The organism is Phenylobacterium sp., assembly GCF_004299445.1.
Lineage (GTDB): Bacteria > Pseudomonadota > Alphaproteobacteria > Caulobacterales > Caulobacteraceae > Phenylobacterium.
Map to the genome: position 1 here is coordinate 40,973 of NZ_SCTC01000032.1, position 19,126 is coordinate 60,098.

The following is a 19,126-nucleotide window of genomic DNA, read 5'->3' on the forward strand; positions in this document are numbered from 1 at the left end:
TACCGTGGATCGACCGCTATGCTACGGTCACGCAAGGGGCGCGTCGGACGTCGAGTCGAACCGACGCCAGGAGAGGGAACGCCGTTGGCAGCCGACACCGCAGCGGCCGCGCGCAACAAGGCCGGCGCCGAACCGGGCGCGGCAGCACGCCTGCGCGAATGGCTGCGCGGCTACGAGTCCCTGCCCGGCACGCCCGACGAGCTGTTCGATCCCAAGGGCCGGCCCCGCGACCACTGGCTGGACTTCCTGGGCCACTTCGCCGCCTTCCCGGCCGGCGACCCCGGCAACCGCTTCGGCCTCTCGGCCCGCCACCTGCGCGACTCGGGCGCCTCGTACCGCGCCGGCGGCGAGACCGCCGAGCGCACCTGGCCGCTCAACCCGCTGCCGCTGATCCTGGCCCAGTCCGAGTGGGACGAGATCTCGGCCGGCGTCGAGCAGCGCGCGCGGCTGATGGAGGGCATCCTCCAGGACGTCTATGGCGAGGGCCGCCTGGTCGCCGACGGCCACCTGCCCGCCGCCGCGCTCACCGGCAGCCGCGACTACCTGCGCGCCATGCGCGGCGTCGCCCCGCCCGGCGGCCGCTTCACCCACCTCTACGCCGCCGACCTGGGCCGCGGCCCCGACGGGCGTTGGTGGGTGCTGGGCGACCGCACCCAGGCCCCCTCGGGCGCGGGCTATGCGCTGGAGAACCGGCTCATCGTCAGCCGCGCCTTCCCCAACCTCTACAACACCATGAACGTCCACCGGCTGGCGCCCTTCTTCGACGCCCACCGGCGCGGCCTCGCCGCCGCCGCCGACCGGTCAGACCCGCGCATCTGCCTGCTCACCCCCGGCAAGTTCAGCGAGACCTACTTCGAACAGGCCCACCTCGCCCGCTACCTGGGCTTCCTGCTGGTCGAGGGCGACGACCTGGTGGCCCGCGACGGCAAGGTCTACGTCCGCACCATCGCCGGCCTGAAGCGCGCCGACGTCATCCTGCGCCGCGTCGACGCCGACTTCATCGACCCACTGGAGCTCAACAACGCCTCGCGCCTGGGCACGCCGGGCATGCTGGAGGCCATCCGCGCCGGCGGGGTCACCGTCCTGAACATGCCGGGCTCGGGCGTGCTGGAGAGCCGGGCCCTGATGGGCTTCCTGCCACGCCTCTGCCGCCAGGTGCTGGGCGAGGAGCTGCGGATGCCCCACGTCGCCACCTGGTGGTGCGGCCAGCCCACCGAGCAGGCGCTGGTCCAGAGCCGCCTGGACGAGCTGGCCATCGCGCCCGCGTTCAATACACCCGGCGGCGACGGCATCCTCTCGGCCTCGCGGCTGGTTTCCGAGATGTCGCCCGACGAGCGCCAGGCCCTCGTCGAGCGCATGCGCGACCGCCCCGCCGACTTCGTGGGCCAGGAGGTCGTGCGCCTGTCGACCATGCCGGTGCTGCGCAATGACCGGCTGGAGCCCGCGCCCTTCGTCCTGCGGGTCTTCGCCGCCGCCACCCCCGACGGCATCCGCGTCATGCCCGGCGGCTTCTGCCGCACCTCCGACCGCGCCGACGTCCGGGCGCTGTCCATCGGCGAGGGCGCCCGCACCGCCGACGTCTGGGTGATCGGCAACAAGCCCGTCGAGCGGATGACCCTGATCGCCAGCGCCGAGGACGTGCAGGTCCGCCGCATCATGGGCCACCTGCCCAGCCGCGCCGCCGACAACCTCTGCTGGCTGGGCCGCTACCTCGAACGCTCCGAAATGACCCTGCGCGTGGTCCGCAGCCTGTGCACCAGCAGCATCGCCGCCGAGGCCGCCGCCCGGGGCTCGGGCGAGAGCTTCGACAACCTGCGCACCCTGCTGCAGGAATGGGGCGCGATCGGAGACGGCGTGGCGGCCGACGACGCCGTCGCCACCGCCAGCGCCGCCCTGCTCGACACCGCCGCCTGGGGCTCGGTGATCTGCAACGTCCGCGCCGCCATGCGCACCGCCTCGTCCATGCGCGAGCGGCTGTCGGCCGACTTCTGGGCGCTCCTGGCCGGCATCGAGAACGGCCTGGCCACCGCCGAGACCCTGACCTCCGAGGCCGAGGTCCTGCGCCTGGTGAACCGCGCGCTGCAGACCATGGCCTCGCTCTCGGGCCTGGCGCAGGAGAACATGAACCGCGTCGCCGGCTGGCGCTTCCTCGACATCGGCCGGCGCATCGAGCGCGGCATCACCACCTGCCGCCTCACCCGCATGCTGGCCCACGACGAGGCCACCACCGACGACCTCGACCTCCTGCTCGACCTCAACGACAGCCAGATCACCTACCGCGCCCGCTACCTGATCGGCCTGGCGCTGACCGCGGTGCGCGACCTGGTGATGCTCGACCCCTTCAACACCCGCTCGCTGGCCTTCCAGCTCAACACCCTGCGCGAACACCTGGCCGTCCTGCCGACGCTGCACGAGGACGGTATGATGGAAGAGCCCAGCCGCATCCTCCTGTCGCTGTCGGCCGACGTCGACACCGAGGAGGCCAGGAAGCTGACCGAGGACAAGGCCCACCGCTTCGAGCGCGCCCTGATGCGCTTCTCCAACGCCGTGGCCGACCGCTACTTCCTGCAGGGCGCCAGCGCCGTGCCCACCGTCAAGCTGATGGGGCTGGCGTGATCTACGACCTGCGCCACCGCACCACCTACAGCTACGGCGACTCCGCGGTCAGCTACGCCCGCTGCGTGCTGCGCCTGACGCCGGTGTCCAACAGCCACCAGAGCGTGATCGACGCCGACCTGAAGGTCACGCCCCGGCCGTCGGTCTCGGTGGAGCGCATCGGCCCATTCGGCGAGCGCATCCTCACCGTCATCGTCGACAAGCCGCACAACACGCTCGTGATCGACGCGACGTCGCGGGTGAACGTCCACTCGCCCCGCCCGCCCAGCGCCGCCGACAGCCAGCCCTGGGAAGAGGTGCGCGCCGCCGTCATGGCCGCCCCCTCGCTCGAGGCCGACGGCCCGGCGGTCTACGTCTATCCCACCGAGCGGACGCCCATCACCGCCTCGATCACCGACTACGCCCGCGAAAGCTTCGCCCCCGGCCGCCCGATCATCGAGGCCTGCTCGGAACTGAACCGCCGCATCCACGCCGACTTCCGCTACGACCCCGGCGCGACCGAGGTCTCGACCCCGGTGCTGGAGGCGTTCAACGCCCGCCACGGCGTCTGCCAGGACTTCGCCCACATCATGATCACCGGCCTGCGCGGCTTGGGCCTGTCGGCGGCCTATGTCTCGGGCTACCTGCGCACCGTGCCCCCGCCCGGCCAGCCGCGCCTGGAAGGCGCCGACGCCACCCACGCCTGGATCACCGTCTGGTGCGGCGCCCGCGACGGCTGGATCGGCTTCGACCCCACCAACGCCATCCTGGCCGAGGACGACCACATCATCCTGGCCGTCGGCCGCGACTACTCCGACGTCGCCCCCATCGACGGCATCATCCTGGCCTCCGGCGGCCAGACCCTGAAGGTCGAGGTCGACGTCATCCCCGAGACCGAGGAGCGCCCGCAGGCGGCGCGGTAGGACGGCGCCATGGCCCGTTATGTAGTTTGACCACATAACGGGACTCGATATGTACTCTCACTGCATATCGGGGACGCCACATGCGATACCTCTTGCTGGCGTCCGTGCTCGGATCGGCCCTGGCCGGCGGGGCGGCGTCCGCCGCTGAGGACGCCTCCGGGGCGCCGGGCGCAGCCGACGTCGCGGAGGTGCTCGTCACCGCCCGCCAACGCGAGGAAAGCCTGCAGAAGGTCCCGATGGCGCTGTCCGTCGTCTCGGGTGAGACGCTCGACAGGACCTATACGGTGAACACCCAGTCGCTCGCGCAGCTGGTTCCGAGTCTCTATTTCAACTCGGCGAACCCGCGAAACACGGCCTACACGATCCGCGGCCTGGGCTCGAACACGCTCTCGGTCAGCGCGGCGAACGACGGGATCGAAGCCGGCGTGGGCTTCTATGTCGACGGCGTCTACCATGGCCGGCCGGCCACGGCGGCGTTCGACTTCACCGACATCGCGCGCATCGAGGTCCTGCGGGGACCGCAGGGCACGCTGTTCGGCAAGAACACGACCGGCGGGGCCATCAACATCATCAGCCGCGCGCCGACGTTCGAGCCCGAGGCCAGCGCCGAGGTCTCATACGGCGACTACGAATTCTTCCAGGCCAGGACGACCCTATCCGGCCGGATCCTGGACAAGGTCGCCGGCCGTCTGTCGGCGCAGGTGACCAGGCGCGACGGCTTCGTCACCAACGTGGTCACCGGCCGCAAGCTCAACGATCAGAACAATATCGCCCTGCGCGCCCAACTGTTGTTCCAGCCCGACGAGAGCCTGACCTTTCGCCTGATCGGCGACGTCTCAAACTTCGAGGCGGACTGCTGCACGCAGACCTATCTGCGCGTCGGAACCAGCCTGCGCAGCGCGGCGCGGCAGTTCGCAGGCCTGGCGGCCGGTCTGCCGGCGCACGGCCTGCCCGCGTATGTCCCGCCCAGCACCAACGTCTACGATCGCCTCAGCGACATCGATGCGCCGCTGCACGTGGACACCCAGGACGGTGGGATCTCCCTGAACATCGACTGGAACCTCGGTCCCGTCACGCTGACCTCGATCAGCGCCTGGCGATACTGGGACTGGGATGTCGCCAACGACCGCGACTACATCGGCGTGCCGATCCAGCGGGTGCAGCGCATTCCGTCGCGCCAGGACCAGTTCAGCCAGGAGCTGCGCGTCGCCTCCAACGGCGACGATCGGCTGAGCTACGTGGCCGGGCTCTATGTCTACAGCCAGACGATCAATGGCCGACCGACGAGCGTCTATGGACCGGCGTCCGCCTATTGGCTCATCAGCACCACCAACTTCGTCGCCGCCGACCGGCCGGACAACCTGACCGACGGTTATGGCCAGTTCGGCCGTTCCTATTTCAAGGCCGACAGCTACGCGGCCTTTGGAGAGGTCAACGCCCGCATCCTCCCGCAGCTCACCGCGACCGTCGGGCTGCGCTACACCTACGAGGACAAGAAGGGCGACTACGCGACCACCGTCAGCGGCGGCGCGCCGTTCTCCACGCTGCGCGACCCCGTCACCTGCACGGCGCTGACCGGCGCGGTGCTCAACGGTCGCGACAACGCCAAGCTCTCGCTGTTCCGACCGCAGTGCTACACGGCCAAGGATAGCGGCGGCAGTCTGTCGGGACGCGGCAACCTGGCCTGGCAGGCCGCTGAGGGGATGCTGATCTATGCCTCCTACGCCCGCGGCTACAAGGGCGGCGGGCTCAACATGTCGGGCCTGCAGCTGACCGGCGGCAGCGGCCCGGGCGCCAACCAGCCGGCGCTCGATACGGCGGTCATCGGCGACGAGAAGAACACCACCTTTGAAGCCGGCCTGAAATCCACCCTGTTCCGCGGCCGGGCAACGTTGAACCTGGCGGCCTACAGGACCGTCGTGAAGAACTTCCAGGCGAACATCGCCGCGCCGGTCACCGCCAACAATGCCGCGCCCTTGCGGACCTTTCCGGCCAACATCCCCGAAGTGCAGGTCAAGGGCCTCGAGGCCGACATTGCGGCACAGCTGTTCCAGGGCTTCTCCGTCCGGGCCTCCGCCGCCTACGCCGACGGCGAATACACCGACTACCCCGCCGGGCCGTGTCCGCTGGAATGGCAGAACCCGAACGCCGCCGGAGGGTGCCAGCCGCTGACGCCGCCCGCGAGCCTGGCCAGCCAGACGTCGAACCCGCGGGGCAATCCGACGATTCCAGGGGCCTATGTGCTCACCGGGCTGTCGCTCGCGGGGCTCTCGAGGTGGGCCGGCGCCGTCGGCTTCGACTACGTCGCCCCGCTTGGCCCGGGCGAGGTCGTCCTGCGCGGCGACTGGAACTTCCGCTCCCACTACAACGCCGACACCACCAACTCGCGCTTCACCCGGATCGGCGGCTACGGCGTCGTCAACGCCAGCGTCGGCTATCGCGTCGGCTACGCGTGGGAGGTCGCCGTCTTCGCCCGGAACCTGTTCGACGAAAACCACGTGACCGCGCTCACGATCCAGACCGGCAACTCGGGGCTGATCCTGGGCCAGACCGGCGATCCCCGGCTCGTCGGCGTCACGCTACGTCTGAGGCGTTAGAACCGGCGCCTTGCAGCGAGGGCGCCCGTCCATCCCTCCCCGCCAGCCTCGCGAGCCCTTGCCTCCCACGAAGCGGCTGGCGCCGCCGCCGACCCGCCGAACGTCAGAGATGGGTGATGGGGTGGACGCCGTGCCGCCGGTCGGGCTGCGCCGGCAAAAAATGGATCCGCGCGTCACGGCCACAGTTAAGCTATGAACTTAAAGGGGGGCGACCAGGCCTGGCGCGGCAGGGTTTTCCGAGGCCGTGGGGGCAGATGGACGACCAAGCCAACAAGCCACAGACAATCGGAGTCTGGATGACCACCGCGCTGGTGGTCGGGACGATTATCGGGGCCGGGATCTTCATGCTCCCGGTCAGCCTTGCTCCGCTGGGCCGCAACGTCCTGATTGGCTGGCCACTCAGTGGTTTCGGCGTGCTGTGCGTCGTCTTTGCACTGGCGCAACTCTCAAAGCTTGGCGGAGACGGCATCCAAGCCAATATCGGGCGCGAGTTCGGTCCGACGGTCGCCTTCCTCGTGGCCTGGGCGTTCTGGGTGTCCAACTGGGTCGCGCAGGCGTCGGTCGCAGTCGGGGCCGCTGCGGCGCTGTCCTTCGCCGGACCGCAGCTCGTCGGACCGGATCTCATCGTTCCCGTCGCCATCGGCCTGGTCGTCCTCCTCACCGGCCTAAACGCGATCGGCGTGCGTGCGGCCGGCGGGTTCTCCGTCGTGACAGTGGCGATCAAGCTGTTGCCGCTACTGGCGGTCGTCTGGCTGTTCCTGGAGCGCGGCGCCAGCGGCGCCGAGTACGAACCGTTCCCGACGACGCCGATCACCATCGCCAATGTCGCGGCGGCCACGGCCTTGACCTTCTTCGCGTTCACCGGCTTCGAATGCGCCACGACGCCGGTCGGCAAGGTCCGTGATCCAGGACGCACGATCCCGCGCGCCCTCCTCGGCGGTACGGCCTTCGTTGTCGTCCTCTACCTCGTCGCGGGGGTCGGCATTCAGATGCTCTTGCCTGCCGACGTTGTCGCGGCTTCGCCGGCCCCGTTCGCAGATGCCCTGGTCTCCCGATGGGGAAGCGGCGCCGCGACCTTCGCCGCGCTGACGATCGCAGTCGCAGCGATCGGTTGCCTCAACGGATTGATCCTCGCGACCGGCGAACTCGGCTACGCCATGGCGCTGCGCGGCGACCTGCCGGCTGTCATGGCCAAGACGCGCGGCGTCAACACTCCGGTCGTGGCGCAAGTCGTCGGGTCCGGCCTGACGATCCTGCTGCTGCTCGCCAACAGCAGTCGCGCCACCGCCAATCTGTTCACGTTCGTCGTCCTGCTGTCGACCGCCGCGGTCATGGTCGTCTACTTCACGAGCGCATTGGCGGCCTGGAAGCTCAGCCCGAAGCTCATGCCCCGCGCAGTCATCGCAATGGGCCTCCTGTTCATGGTCTTCGCAACGTACGGGATCGGTCTTGAAGCCGGACTCTGGTGCCTCGTACTCCTCGCGATCGGACTGCCCGTCCGCATCGTCATGCACCGACTCAAATCAAGAGCCAGCAGACGGCCCGCAGCAGAGACTCAAGGCTAGCTTCGGCACGTAGCGACCGACGCTGTTCTGCATGGCCATGGCGGCTGGCTCAGGAGCCAATTTGCATGTCCGCTAAGACCCGCCATTGCCTTGGCGCCGGAAGCGGACGCCACGAACGTCAGAGACGGGTGGGTTGCTGACCTTGGCTCATTTGGTGAGAGCGGCGGCGGCGGCCGAGATAATCTGCTCCACGAGATGTTCGGTGTTGGTGCCGATGTAGGCGTCCATGCGCCAACGAGCCTCTAAAAAGTGCTGTCCGCTCGGGCCTTCCAGAAACGGCACGATTTCCTCGAGTTCGGCCTCGGTGAACTCCCAATTGATGTGGCTTTCGTACTCCTCCTGCCATGTGAGCCGATGAGGTTCGTAGGCGACCCGCAGCGCGTCTAAGGTCTCGCTGATGCTCGCTCCGGCGGCAGTGAGAAGGGGCGAACCACCGAGGGCGTAGCGCTCCAAGAAGCTGCCGCCCTCGATCCGCGCTTGGATGCCACTCGCAGCCATGAAGCGCACGATGAGCGCATCCTTGGCTGCGTTTGGAGGTTCATCGATCTGAGCGGAAGTCATGCCCGTGCCGGTCCCAATGTTGGCTGCACCGTAGCGTGACCTTGAAGGTCTGCAACCGGTCGAACGCGGACATCGACCCCAGCGCCCGAAGCGTAACTTTACCTCCCCCGCGAAGCGGCGGGAGGTGAGGGATCGATCCAACATGTTCGTGTGGTTCGTGGACCCTCCCACCCGAGCGCCGCCGCCCACCGCCCTCACCCCCCGCGCACGATCTCGTCCGCCGCCTGCGCCGCGATCGCGTCGGCCTCCGCCGACGGCACGCCTAGCCCGCGCAGGATCAGCGTGCACACCTGCTGCGCCAGGCTGACCGCCGCCGCCGGCTGCGGGTCGGCGGATGTGCGCGCCATAGCCGCCTGGGAGGCGCCCATCGCGAACACCAGCGCCGCCTCGGTGGTGGCGATCGTGAACCGCCCGGTGGCCAGACCGGCCGAGATGTCGTCGAACGGCCCCTGGTTCAGCGGCGAGTTCGGGCTGGCCAGCCCCGAGTGGACCCGGATCAGCACGCGTGCGTCCCGGGGCGCGTCCAGGGCGTAGCGCTGGTAGACGCAGATGGCCCGCGCCATCCGCCGCGCCGGGTCCTCGACGCCGGCATTCACCTCGCCCACCCGGGCCTCGACCTGCGCGCGCACCTGGCCCACCACGGCGCGGACCAGGTCGTCGCGGTCGGTGAAGTGGTTGTAGAAGCTGCCCTTGGCCACGTCGGCGGCCCGCACGATGTCGTCGATCGCCACGGCGTCCACCGCCCGCTCCGAGAACAGCTCGCGCCCGGCGCGGATCAGCGCCTCGCGGGTGCGCTGGGCGCGGCCCGTTTTCGCTGGACCGGTCTTGGCGGGCTCGGGAGGGTTCATCGTCGCCAGTTAAGCCGCTTCGGCGCGCCGGCGCATCTGCGCTCTCCGCGCGATCAGGCCACGACGCGGCGCTCGAACGGCGCGCGCCAGGCTGCGATCAGGGCGGCCGGGTCGCCTGAGCCGAACACATAGCGGTCGGGCCGCACCAAAACGGCCGGGACGCCGCGGGCGGCCAGCCAGGCGCCCAGCGCCTCGCGGTGACCGTCCAGCCGCGGGTCGGCCAGCGGGATCACCTCGACGCCGGGCGCTTGGGGGACGCCCGCCGCGCCGGGAACGCCGTCGCGGGCGATCAGCCAGGGCCCGGGGCCCAGCACGTCGTCCAGCCCGCGGCCCTCGGCCCAGGTCTGGAGGAACAGCTCGCCCGCCGCCGGCGTCCCCGCCAGCACGTGTCCGGGTCCGATCGGCGGCGCGGCCAGGGGCGGAGGTCCCCCGACCCCGGCCTTCATCGCCGCGTCGCGCGCCGCCGCCGCGGCCGGGTCCAGGGTGCAGACCACCCGGCCCATGTGGATCGCCAGCTCGATGAAGCTCCGCACATGCGGCTCGCGCTCGGTCTGGTAGGTGTCGAGCAGGGCCTCGTCGGCGCCGCCGAGAACCGCCGCCAGCTTCCAGGCCAGGTTGGCCGCGTCGCGCAGGCCCGAGCACATGCCCTGCCCTGCGAACGGCGGCATCTGGTGGGCCGCGTCGCCCGCCAGCAGCACCCGGCCGCTGCGCCAGGTCTTCGCCACCAGACCGTGGAAACGGTAGACCGCCCGCCGCTCCAGCTCGACGGGTCCGCAGTCCCACGTGGCGATCAGCGGCTGGATGAAGGCGTCGCTGACCGCCTCTTCCGCCGTCTCGCCGGGCTTCAGCATGAACTCCCAGCGATGCCGGCCCGGGCCCATCAGCACGCAGGTGGTCGGCCGCTCGGGATCGCAGATCTGCAGGTTCACGTCGGGCGTGCGGGCGAACTCATTCACGCGGGCGTCCACCACCAGCCAGGGCTCGTCGAAGCCATAGTCGAACAGCTGGCCGTCCAGCGCCGCGCGCACGGGGCTGGAGGCGCCGTCGCAGCCCACCAGATAGCGGGCCCGGACGCGTTCGGCGCCGCCCGGCCCCTCGATCACCGCCTCGACGCCGGCGGCATCCTGCGCCAGCTCGACGAACCGAGAACCCAGCCGCACCTCGACCGACGCCTGCGCCGCCAGCCGCGCGCGCAGCGCCAGCTCCAGGCCCGGCTGGTGGAACATGTAGCTGGCCCGCCAGCCCGACGCGGCGGTCTGGGCCGGCCCGTCGAACTTCATCAGGAGATCGCCGTTGGCGGCGCGGAACTCGTAGGCCGGCGCCGGGCGCGCGTGCGCCATCACCGCCTCGGCGATTCCCAGTTGCTGGAACAGCCGCATGATCTCGTGATCGAAGTGGGCCGCGCGCGGCAGCGGATAGACCTGTGGGTCACGCTCCACGACCAGCGTGCGCACCCCCTGGTCGCCCAGCAACGCCGCCAGCGTCGCGCCGACCGGCCCCATTCCCACGATCAGGACATCGACGTCCATTGCCGCCTCGATTTGACTATTTGGTCACATCATTTCCCAAAACAGGGCTTCGCAGTCAAGAATATTGTTGACCGTTTCGTCATCTTTTGGAGCGACGCGATCACCTGACGCCCGTCCGACCGGTCGCTTCCTCGGCGTGACCCTGGCCGCGACGCCGGGCTTGGCCTAGCGTCGCGGCCTTGGAATCAGGGGCGCCCACATGCTGACCGTTCACCACCTGGGGATTTCGCAGTCCGAGCGGATCGTCTGGCTCTGCGAGGAGCTGGGGATCGACTACGCGTACAAGCGCTACGACCGCCGCGCCGACAACCGCCTGGCGCCCGACGAGTACAAGGCCCTGCATCCCATGGGCATCGCGCCGGTCATCACGGACGGCGACCTCGTCCTCGGCGAGAGCGGCGCCATCTGCGACTACATATGCGGCAAGTACGGCGATGGCCGCCTGTCGCCCGGCCCGGCCGACCCCGACTTCGCCGACCACCTGTTCTGGTTCCACTGGTCGAACGGCACCTTCATGGCGACGCTGATGATGCAGCTGGTGCTGGCCGGCGGAGGCGGCGACGCCAACCCCGCCGCGGTGTTCGTGAACGACCGCAGCCGCCGCGGCTGGGAGATGGTGGAAAAGCGCCTGGGCGAGGCGCCCTTCTTCGGCGGCCGCAACCTGACCACCGCCGACATCATGATGGTCTACTGCCTGACCACCAGCCGCGCCTTCCGCGGCACGCCGCTGGACGGCTTCCCCAACATCCGCGCCTACCTGGCCCGCATCGCCGAACGCCCCGCCTACCGCCGCGCCATGGAAAAGGCCGAGCCCGGCTGGACGCCGATGCTGGGGTAGCTCAGCGCTCGGTCAGCCCGCGCTGCCCGAGCCGCCAGATCAGGGTGTCGATGCGGTCCTGGCCGAAGAACGGCTCGTTCTCGAACACGAAGGTGGGCACCCCCCAGTGGCCCACCTGGTCCATCCGCGCGTGGCTGGCCTGGATCGCGGCCTCGATGCGCTCGGCCTCGGCCAGCGCCTGGGCGTCCAGCGGGGCCAGGTCCAGGCCGGCGCGTTCCGCCGCCTTGGCCAGGTGGTCGCCCTGGTCCCAGCCGGGGGTCTCGCCGCCCCAGATCGTGCGGCTGACCTCGCAGATGAAGGGGATGCCCCGGCCCTGCTCGGCCGCCAGCTGGCCCAGGTGGGTCAGCCGCCGGATGTAGGGCTGCTCCTTGGCGATCTCGCGGGTGGCCATGTTCATGACGATCGGGTCCGGCCGCGGCGGGCCGAAGGTCATTCCCAGCCTCTGCGCCTCGCGGAAGACGTCGCGGACCACGTACATCGGCCAGCGCGGATCCTGCCGCTCAAAGAAGCCGTCGACCCGCACGGCGAGCGGATAGACGGGCCGGATTTTCAGGTCGAGATCGTAGCGGGCGGCCATCTCCGCGATCCTGGGCGTGGCCAGGTACGAGTACGGACTGCGGAAGGACCAGAAGACCTCGACCTCGAGCGTCATGAGCGGAACTCCCTTCGGCGGTGCTTGCGTTTCTGACTTTTTAGTCTAATAATGACGGTCCGGTCAATGAAGATCGTGTGGCCAGTGCAACATGACCGAGCCCAAGCCCCAGCGTATTGATCGCCGCCGCGTCCGCACCCGCGCCGCCCTCCTCCGCGCCGGCCAGCAGCTGTTCTCCGAACGCTCCGTTGACGGCGTCAGCATCGACGACATCGTCGCCGCCGCCCAGGTCGCCAAGGGCAGCTTCTACAACCACTTCCCCGACAAGGACGCCCTTGCGCAGGCCCTGGCCGACCAGGCGCGCGCCTCAGTCGAGACCACCGCCGCCGTGGCCGGGGCCGGCGTCGCCGACCCGGCCGAGCGCGTGGCGCGCGCCCTCTGCGTCTTCGTCCGCCAGGCCGTCGAGCACCCTGAGTCCTCCCGCCTGATGCTCCGCCTCTTCCACGGCGCCGCCGTCCCCGATGCGCCCATGAACGCGGGCGTCAGGGCCGACATCCAGGAAGGCCTGGCCGCGGGACGCTTCTCGGGCATCGGTCTCGAGGCGGCGATCCTGCTCGCGGTGGGCGCCGTGCAGATCGCCGTCGCCCGCGCCATCGAGCGAGAAGCGACGAACACCGACGCGCTGGCTGCCGACCTGGCGCTGGGCCTGCTGCGCGGCCTGGGCGTCGCCGACGCCCCCGCCGTGGCGACCCGGGCCGCATCGGGCGTCTTCAAGGCACATACCGCCGCAAAGCCGCAGGGGAAGCTTGCATGATCGTGATCACTCGCATCCTGGTCGCCGTCTACGGCGTCTTGTTCGGCGTCATGGGCCTCGGCTTCTGGCTCGCGCCCGATCGGCTAGGCGCGCGGTTGGGGGTGTCGGCCATCGACGTGGCGGGCGTCTCGACCCTGCGCGGCGACTTCGGCGGCGCGTTCCTGCTGCTCTCGGCCCTGTGCCTGTTCGGCCTCTGGCGGCGCAGCCGCGTGCTGCTGGGCCTGGGGGCAGCTCTCCTGGGGCTGATCGTGGCCGGCCGCCTGCTGAGTTGGGCGGCCACCGGCGACCCGGCGGGCCTGGTTCCAAACCTGCCGATCGAACTGGTCGGCGCTCTGTCGCTGGCGCTCCACGCCCGCGCCGTGGGCGACGGCGCGGGGCCCCGGCGGCCCTGGCGCGCCGCGGCGGTGTCCGTCCTGGTTGTGGCGGGTGTCGTTGTCGCAGGCGCGATGGCGCTGAACACCCCCGCCGTCCAGGACCGCCTCCTGGCCACCTTCGTGCATCAGGCCGTGGCCAAGGACACCGCCCCGCTGATGAAGGACGACGCCCTGCGGCTGGCGCTCTGCGGCACCTCCGCGCCGCTGCCCAGCACGCGCCGCGCCAAGGCCTGCGCGGCGGTCATCGCCGGCGGGCGCATCTACATGGTCGACGTGGGGCCGGAGTCGGTCGAGAACCTCATGCTGTGGGGGCTGCCGCTGGACCGGGTCGACGGCGTGCTGCTCACCCACTTCCACTCCGATCACATCGGCGACCTGGGCGAACTCAACCTGCAGACCTGGGCCCAGGGCCGGCCCGGCCCGCTGGCCGTCTATGGCGGTCCCGGCGTGGAGCGCGTCGTCGCGGGCTTCAGCGAGGCCTATGCCCTGGACCAAGTCTACCGCACCGCGCACCACACGGCGCAGCAGATGCCGCCCCAGACCTGGCCGCTCCAGGCGCGCCCAGTCGCCATGCCGGTCGGCGTCGCCGCGCCCACCGCGGTCGTGCTTGACCGTGACGGCCTTCGGATCACCGCGATCGAGACCAACCACGACCCGGTCCGACCGGCCTACGCCTACCGCTTCGACTACAAGGGCCGTTCGCTGGTCATCACCGGCGACACGACGGCCGACCCGCGCCTGACCGCGGCCGCCCGCGGCGCCGACATCTTCATGTCGGAAGCCCTGAACCGAGAGATGATCCGCACGCTGGAGTCCGCCGCTCGCGACACCGGGCGCGAACGGGTCGCCCACATCATGCGCGACATCCAGAGCTACCATATATCGCCGACCGAGGCGGCCGAGGCCGCCAACACGGCGGGCGCCAAGCTGCTGGTGCTCTACCACCTGTTGCCAGCGCCGGATAATCCCTTGCTGCAGGCGACCTTCCGTCGAGGCCTGCGCGACGTCCGCAAGGGCCGTTGGGACATCGCGGAGGACGGCAGCCTCTATACTCTCCCGCTCGGAACCGACGAAGTCAGGATCGGACGCGTCCCTTAGGTCTTCGTGGCCCCGGCGGCGCGGTCGCAACGAGGCCACGCTCGCTGGTCGACGTAGATCTGGCGAAGGCGCCGCAGCTGCGGCAGTCAAGGGACACTCGGCCCGGACGCGCTTCCAAGGAGACTCAAGTGAGCCCGCTTCTCATTCAGCGCCTGATCGCATTGCCCTTCATTGTGCTGGGCGGCTGGTGCCTGTTCTTCCCAGGGATGGTCGAGCAACTGACCCTCACAGCGGCCTATCAGCACAACAGCGCCACCACCTCTCTCCTGATCGGATGCTTCGGCGCCCAGGCGGTGCTGTCGGGACTGTTCGCCGCGTTCAGCCGGTTCACGAAGACGACGTTCCTGGTCTACGCGATCGCGCTGCTGCCCTTCTTCTGGTTCAACTACTGGTTCGTGTTCGTGGTCCCGATGTTCAACGCCTGGCTCGCGCTGGACTTCGTGTCGAACCTCGTGATGCTGGCCCTCTGTGTGCTGGGCTGGCGCAAATCAGCCCGCCTGGCGTGACACCGGCGCGGTGCGCCCGCGGATCATCAGCATCTGCCCCCGCTCCTCGATTTCCATGGCCGCGTCGTAGGTCGCCGCCTCAAGCGAGGCGTCCAGCGTGCGCTTTGTGATGCGCAACGCGTCAGGCGCGGCGCGGGCCATGTCCTTCGCCAACGCCAGCCCCTTGTCGTCCAGCTCGGCCTCGCTGGTGACCTCCGAGATCAACCCCGCCTCCAGCGCCGCGGCCGCCGGCAGAGGCCGCCCGGCCAACAGGATCTCCCGGGCCTTCGACAGCCCCATCATCCGCTGCAGCCGCCAGCTTACGCCCAGCTCGGCGCCCGACAGGCCGATGTTGATGAACGCCGAATGGAACGCCGCGCTCTCGCTGCAGAGGATGACGTCGCAAGCCAGCGCCACGGCGAACCCGCCGCCGGCCGCCGGCCCACGGACGGTGGCGATCAGCGGCTGCGGACACGCGCGCATGGCCTTCATGAGGTCGCGCAGCACCCAGTCGCCGTTGGGTCCGTCACGCAGCGCGTCGGGCGTGCCGCCCGCCTTGAGGTCGGCTCCCGACGAGAACGCGCGACCGGCGCCGCGCAGGATGACCACCCGGACGGCGGTGTTTCGCCGCAGCCCCTCGAAGTGCGCCAGCATCCCCTCCGCCACCGGATGGTTCATGGCGTTCAGCCGGTCGGGGCGATTCATGGTCAGGCGCTGGATGCCGTCACCCAGGTCCTCGGCCACCAGGATTTCGCTGCTCATATCCGCCTCCACGTTGCTGCTGGAGCATGGGCGGACTGCCCTGGCGTCAGCCTAGCGGCCGCAGTCCAGAGGCCGCCGCTGTCGTGAAACGACAACGCCGGTGTCATACGCCGGTAAACGAACCGGGTCATCTCCGGCCCTGCCCGGACAACAGTCGAAAAGACATCGGGCTGCGCTTGAACAACGCTGGCCGCACTCGCCTTGGGATCGCAGGCATCCCGCCCTGAGGTCGGTCGCATGTCCTGGAGCGGCGAGAGATGTACTTGGATGATATTGCCCAGACTTACGCCTATACGGCGCCTGCCGCCGAGATTTCATCCGAAGCGCCTTCGATCCGCGTGACCCGACAGACGCCTGAAGCCGAAGCGGGCGAACTCAGCGTTCTCACCTACAATGTCCGGGGCCTGCCCTGGCCGTTGGCCCTCAACCGGGCGAAGGCCCTGCGGGAGATCGGCCGCGAGTTGGCCGCCATGCGCCAGGCTGGGCGCCAGCCCGATCTCGTGCTGATCCAGGAGGGCTTCCGCGAGGAGATCGCCGACCTGGTGCGCGAGAGCGGCTACGCCTACTGGGCCCGTGGTCCGGGCCGGCCCCTGGCCAAGCTCACCAACGGCGGGCTTCACGTCCTCTCCGACGCGCCAATCCTTGAGGTGCGCAGCGCGGCGTTCGGCGCCTGCGCCGGCTTCGACTGCCTCGCCAACAAGGGCGCCATGATGGTGCGGGTGCAGCCCGACTGGTCCCCGACCCCCATCGACGTCGTCAACACCCACATGAACGCGCGCAAGGCGTCAGGCGCGCCGCGCTCCCAGACCCTCCCGGCCCACCATGGTCAGACCCGCGAACTGACCGCGTTCGTGACGGCGCACCGCGATCCCAAACACCCGCTGGTGGTGGGCGGCGACTTCAACATCCGCAACTCGGCGGCTCGCTACGATTACCAGGCCGAGACGCGGCCCTTCGCTGTGGTCGAGGAGTACTGCAGCCGGTCCGGATCGGGCTGCGGCGCCGGCGCGCCCGACACGACGACGAAGCCGTGGCTGCGGACGCAGGACCTGCAGGGCTTCCGCGACGGAGTGGTCCGCGTGCAGCCGGTGGCCAGCCGCTACCTCTTCGATCGGGGCAGCGCGCGACTGTCGGACCACGACGGCTATCTGGTCCGCTACCAGCTGTCATGGCGGCGCGAGACGCTCGCGGCCGTCTACCAGCCCGACCCGTCAGTGAAGGTGACGCCCCACAAGCTGGGCTTCCGCGTATCCTGGGCGCCCTAGCCGCCAGGCCTCTCGCGCCCTAACCGGCGGCGATCAGGAGTCCAGTGGTCGCAGGGTGTGGGCCACGTGGAACGAGCCGGAGTGGGACAGCACGATCCAGTCGCCACAGTGCGCCACGACCGGTCCCTCCGGCGTGCGAACCTGCACCGCGGCGTCGGCTTCCGCGACCGACTGAGCATCCTCGCCCAGCCAGTGCCAAAGCACGGCCCAGTTCTTCTGATCGTGCGCCGGCGGCACCCGCAACGCGGCGCCGTGGTCGAAGGGGGGATGCAGGCGAATGACGGGCATGGCCTTTGTTGATCACAACTCTGAACACCCGCACTTCCGGGGTGCTTCGGTGACCAAGACCTTAACCGCAAGGCGTTCTTGCGCGTTCCCCTGGGTTGAACCGTGGTCGCCTGAGGGCTGAAAAAGCTTTGCAGTTCCACGACAAAGGATTTTAGTCGCAACTAGGACTTGCGAGGTCGGACGGGGACACTCGCAAAATGGAGGACGAGAGATAATGGCCGAGGTGTCTACCAAGGCGCCCGACCCCATGGACATCGCGCTCGGGGCCGCGGTGCGCATTCGGCGTCGGACGATTGGCATGTCGCAAGAAGCGCTTGCCGAGCAGTGTGGGGTCAGTTTCCAGCAGATCCAGAAGTACGAGAACGGCGCGAACCGGATTTCGTTTTCGCGGCTGGTGCAGATATCCCGTGCGCTGCGTTGCCGGGTCACCGACCTGATGGACGTCTTCGACGGCGCGGACAAGGAAACCGCCGACGACCTCGACCTTCTGACGCGCATGCGTACGCCGGGCGCGCTGGAACTGCTGTCGGCCTATGAACGGCTGCCGCCGGATGTTCGCAGTTCGTTGGTGAACCTGGTTCGCACCTTGACCGCCCAGCAGACGAGCGACGCCAAGCAGGTCGTTCCGGCCTGAGGCTTCAGGCCCGGGCTGCGCCGGCGGCCGCCCGGGTCGCCACCCAGGCGTCCATGTCGCTCACGCGACGCTCCAGCATCTTCTGGTGGCGGGGATCTGTGAGGACCAGGAAGCGTCCATCCACCATCGCGTCCAGCACAAGGGCCGCAGCGGCGTCCGGCTCGACCGCATCGGGGCCGAACGCCTCGTCCAACCCGTAGCCTTCCGGGCCCTCGGCCGCGTCCGACAACCGGATCTGCTCGGGCAGGTTGGTGCGCACGCCTCCCGGACAGAGAACCGACACGCCCACCCCGCGCGACCGCACGTGGACCGCCAACGTCTCAGAATAGCCCACCAGAGCGAACTTCGAGGCGCTGTAGCCAGCGCTATGGGCCCGCCCGCCCACCAGGCCGCCGATTGAGGCGGTATTGACGATGTGGCCGGAGCCTCGCGCCAGCATCGCCGGCAGGAATGCGCGGACGCCCCGCACGGCGCCCAGGAAGTTGATGTCCATGATCCACTGCCAGTCGGACGTCGGCATCCGCTCCAGCGGCCCGCGCAGCATGACGCCCGCATTGTTCATCAGGATGTCGGCGTCGCCGAAAGCGGCCGTCGTCGCCGCGGCCAGCGCCTCGAGGTCGGCGTCGCTGGCGACGTCGCAGCGCTGCGCGATGGCCCTGCCGCCGGCCGTCCGAATCTCGGACTCCACCTCGGCCAGCCTGTCGACATTCAGGTCGGCCAGCACCACGGCGGCGCCCTCGGCCGCCAGCGCCAGGGCCGTGGCGCGACCGATCCCGCTGGCGGCGCCGGTGACGACCGCTATCTTGCCCGCGAACCGCACCACGCTCACGACGGCTTCGCCTCGGCCGAGCGCCTGGGAAGCACGCCTTTTCGGTCGGGAATCGCGCGGCGGACCTTGATCCGCCACCCGGCCTCCGTCTTCACCAGCTCGTCTTCGTAGACGCTCGTCAGACCGGGCTCCGGCGCCTGGTCGCCACGGCTGACCATCACCAGCAGGTAGGTGCGGACCAGCGCCGAATCGGCGGTCTGGCTGACCACATGGGTGTTCGTCTGGATATGGCGGTTCTGGATGTCGCCCCTGCGGGCCACCGCGGCGCGATGGAATTTCAGCAGCGCCTCGCGGCCGACGATCCGGCTTTCGTCCGGCATGCCGACCCGGCCATGAAACGCGCCATCGTCAGTGAAACAGCCTGCATAGGCCTCGGCGTCCGTCCCGTCGGCGGCATGCGAATAGCCGGCGATCAGGTTCAGAATCTCAAGCCGGTCTTCCACCCACGACATCGGCAACTCCCTATAAGGGGAGGATGATCGCTCATGGCGCAGGCGCGAACCACACGCCCGCGGTGACTGGTCCCATG

18 protein-coding genes are annotated in these 19,126 nt (G+C 69.7%); 10 read left to right on the forward strand and 8 right to left on the reverse strand.

Features of this window, described 5'->3' with window-relative positions; genetic code table 11:
• The first annotated feature begins 84 nt into the window (after positions 1 to 84).
• From EPN98_RS07455 to EPN98_RS07470, 4 genes are all read left to right on the forward strand, one after another.
• On the forward strand, positions 85 to 2,616 hold the full coding sequence (locus EPN98_RS07455; RefSeq protein ID WP_293362046.1) for a circularly permuted type 2 ATP-grasp protein: 2,532 nt from the start codon (positions 85 to 87) through the stop codon (positions 2,614 to 2,616).
• Positions 2,613 to 3,518: a transglutaminase family protein gene (locus tag EPN98_RS07460; protein WP_293362047.1), complete on the forward strand. Its 906-nt coding sequence runs from the start codon at positions 2,613 to 2,615 to the stop codon at positions 3,516 to 3,518. Before EPN98_RS07455 ends, EPN98_RS07460 begins: the two co-directional genes overlap by 4 nt.
• A gap of 80 nt (positions 3,519 to 3,598) precedes the next feature.
• The gene (locus tag EPN98_RS07465; protein WP_293362048.1) at positions 3,599 to 6,115 is read left to right on the forward strand and encodes a TonB-dependent receptor; all 2,517 of its coding nucleotides are present in this window, start codon (positions 3,599 to 3,601) and stop codon (positions 6,113 to 6,115) included.
• Between the two features lie 296 nt (positions 6,116 to 6,411).
• Entirely contained in the window at positions 6,412 to 7,680 is a 1,269-nt protein-coding gene (locus EPN98_RS07470; protein WP_293362049.1) for an amino acid permease, read from the forward strand.
• A gap of 147 nt (positions 7,681 to 7,827) precedes the next feature.
• Here the strand turns inward: EPN98_RS07470 and EPN98_RS07475 are convergent, their stop codons facing one another.
• The 3 genes from EPN98_RS07475 to EPN98_RS07485 all read right to left on the reverse strand — a co-directional run bounded on the left by EPN98_RS07475 (position 7,828) and on the right by EPN98_RS07485 (position 10,618).
• Complete coding sequence (locus EPN98_RS07475) at positions 7,828 to 8,241, reverse strand: hypothetical protein (protein ID WP_293362050.1); 414 nt, start codon at positions 8,239 to 8,241, stop codon at positions 7,828 to 7,830.
• Positions 8,242 to 8,435: 194 nt separating this feature from the next.
• Entirely contained in the window at positions 8,436 to 9,089 is a 654-nt protein-coding gene (locus tag EPN98_RS07480) for a TetR/AcrR family transcriptional regulator (protein ID WP_293362051.1), read from the reverse strand.
• Between the two features lie 53 nt (positions 9,090 to 9,142).
• Complete coding sequence (locus tag EPN98_RS07485; RefSeq protein WP_293362052.1) at positions 9,143 to 10,618, reverse strand: bifunctional 3-(3-hydroxy-phenyl)propionate/3-hydroxycinnamic acid hydroxylase; 1,476 nt, start codon at positions 10,616 to 10,618, stop codon at positions 9,143 to 9,145.
• 199 nt (positions 10,619 to 10,817) lie between these two features.
• Here EPN98_RS07485 and EPN98_RS07490 point away from each other — a divergent pair, with 199 nt between their 5' ends.
• Complete coding sequence (locus tag EPN98_RS07490) at positions 10,818 to 11,456, forward strand: glutathione S-transferase family protein (RefSeq protein ID WP_293362053.1); 639 nt, start codon at positions 10,818 to 10,820, stop codon at positions 11,454 to 11,456.
• A gap of 1 nt (position 11,457) precedes the next feature.
• Here the strand turns inward: EPN98_RS07490 and EPN98_RS07495 are convergent, their stop codons facing one another.
• Positions 11,458 to 12,108, reverse strand: coding sequence for a DsbA family protein (locus EPN98_RS07495; protein WP_293362054.1), 651 nt, complete (start codon positions 12,106 to 12,108; stop codon positions 11,458 to 11,460).
• Positions 12,109 to 12,199: 91 nt separating this feature from the next.
• Between EPN98_RS07495 and EPN98_RS07500 the strand changes: the two genes are divergently transcribed.
• The 3 genes from EPN98_RS07500 to EPN98_RS07510 all read left to right on the forward strand — a co-directional run bounded on the left by EPN98_RS07500 (position 12,200) and on the right by EPN98_RS07510 (position 14,840).
• Entirely contained in the window at positions 12,200 to 12,862 is a 663-nt protein-coding gene (locus tag EPN98_RS07500; RefSeq protein WP_293362055.1) for a helix-turn-helix domain-containing protein, read from the forward strand.
• Positions 12,859 to 14,334, forward strand: a complete 1,476-nt coding sequence (locus EPN98_RS07505; protein ID WP_293362056.1) for an MBL fold metallo-hydrolase — start codon at positions 12,859 to 12,861, stop codon at positions 14,332 to 14,334. The genes EPN98_RS07500 and EPN98_RS07505 overlap by 4 nt, the downstream gene beginning before the upstream one ends.
• A gap of 128 nt (positions 14,335 to 14,462) precedes the next feature.
• Positions 14,463 to 14,840 (forward strand): hypothetical protein, encoded by a 378-nt coding sequence (locus EPN98_RS07510; protein WP_293362057.1) that lies wholly within the window; start codon positions 14,463 to 14,465, stop codon positions 14,838 to 14,840.
• Here the strand turns inward: EPN98_RS07510 and EPN98_RS07515 are convergent.
• Entirely contained in the window at positions 14,823 to 15,581 is a 759-nt protein-coding gene (locus tag EPN98_RS07515) for an enoyl-CoA hydratase-related protein (protein WP_293362058.1), read from the reverse strand. The genes EPN98_RS07510 and EPN98_RS07515 overlap by 18 nt on opposite strands.
• A 263-nt stretch (positions 15,582 to 15,844) precedes the next feature.
• On the opposite strand from EPN98_RS07515, the gene EPN98_RS07520 reads away from it, so the two are divergent.
• Positions 15,845 to 16,846 carry an endonuclease/exonuclease/phosphatase family protein gene (locus tag EPN98_RS07520; protein ID WP_293362059.1) on the forward strand — a complete coding sequence of 334 codons (1,002 nt, stop codon included), beginning with the start codon at positions 15,845 to 15,847 and terminating at the stop codon, positions 16,844 to 16,846.
• 33 nt (positions 16,847 to 16,879) lie between these two features.
• Here EPN98_RS07520 and EPN98_RS07525 read toward each other — a convergent pair whose 3' ends face one another.
• Positions 16,880 to 17,134, reverse strand: coding sequence for a hypothetical protein (locus EPN98_RS07525; protein ID WP_293362060.1), 255 nt, complete (start codon positions 17,132 to 17,134; stop codon positions 16,880 to 16,882).
• Positions 17,135 to 17,348: 214 nt separating this feature from the next.
• On the opposite strand from EPN98_RS07525, the gene EPN98_RS07530 reads away from it, so the two are divergent.
• Positions 17,349 to 17,768, forward strand: a complete 420-nt coding sequence (locus tag EPN98_RS07530; RefSeq protein ID WP_293362061.1) for a helix-turn-helix domain-containing protein — start codon at positions 17,349 to 17,351, stop codon at positions 17,766 to 17,768.
• Between the two features lie 4 nt (positions 17,769 to 17,772).
• Here EPN98_RS07530 and EPN98_RS07535 read toward each other — a convergent pair whose 3' ends face one another.
• Both EPN98_RS07535 and EPN98_RS07540 read right to left on the reverse strand, forming a co-directional pair.
• Entirely contained in the window at positions 17,773 to 18,597 is an 825-nt protein-coding gene (locus EPN98_RS07535; protein WP_293362062.1) for an SDR family oxidoreductase, read from the reverse strand.
• Positions 18,594 to 19,049: a nuclear transport factor 2 family protein gene (locus EPN98_RS07540; protein ID WP_293362063.1), complete on the reverse strand. Its 456-nt coding sequence runs from the start codon at positions 19,047 to 19,049 to the stop codon at positions 18,594 to 18,596. Before EPN98_RS07540 ends, EPN98_RS07535 begins: the two co-directional genes overlap by 4 nt.
• Positions 19,050 to 19,126 lie beyond the last annotated feature (77 nt).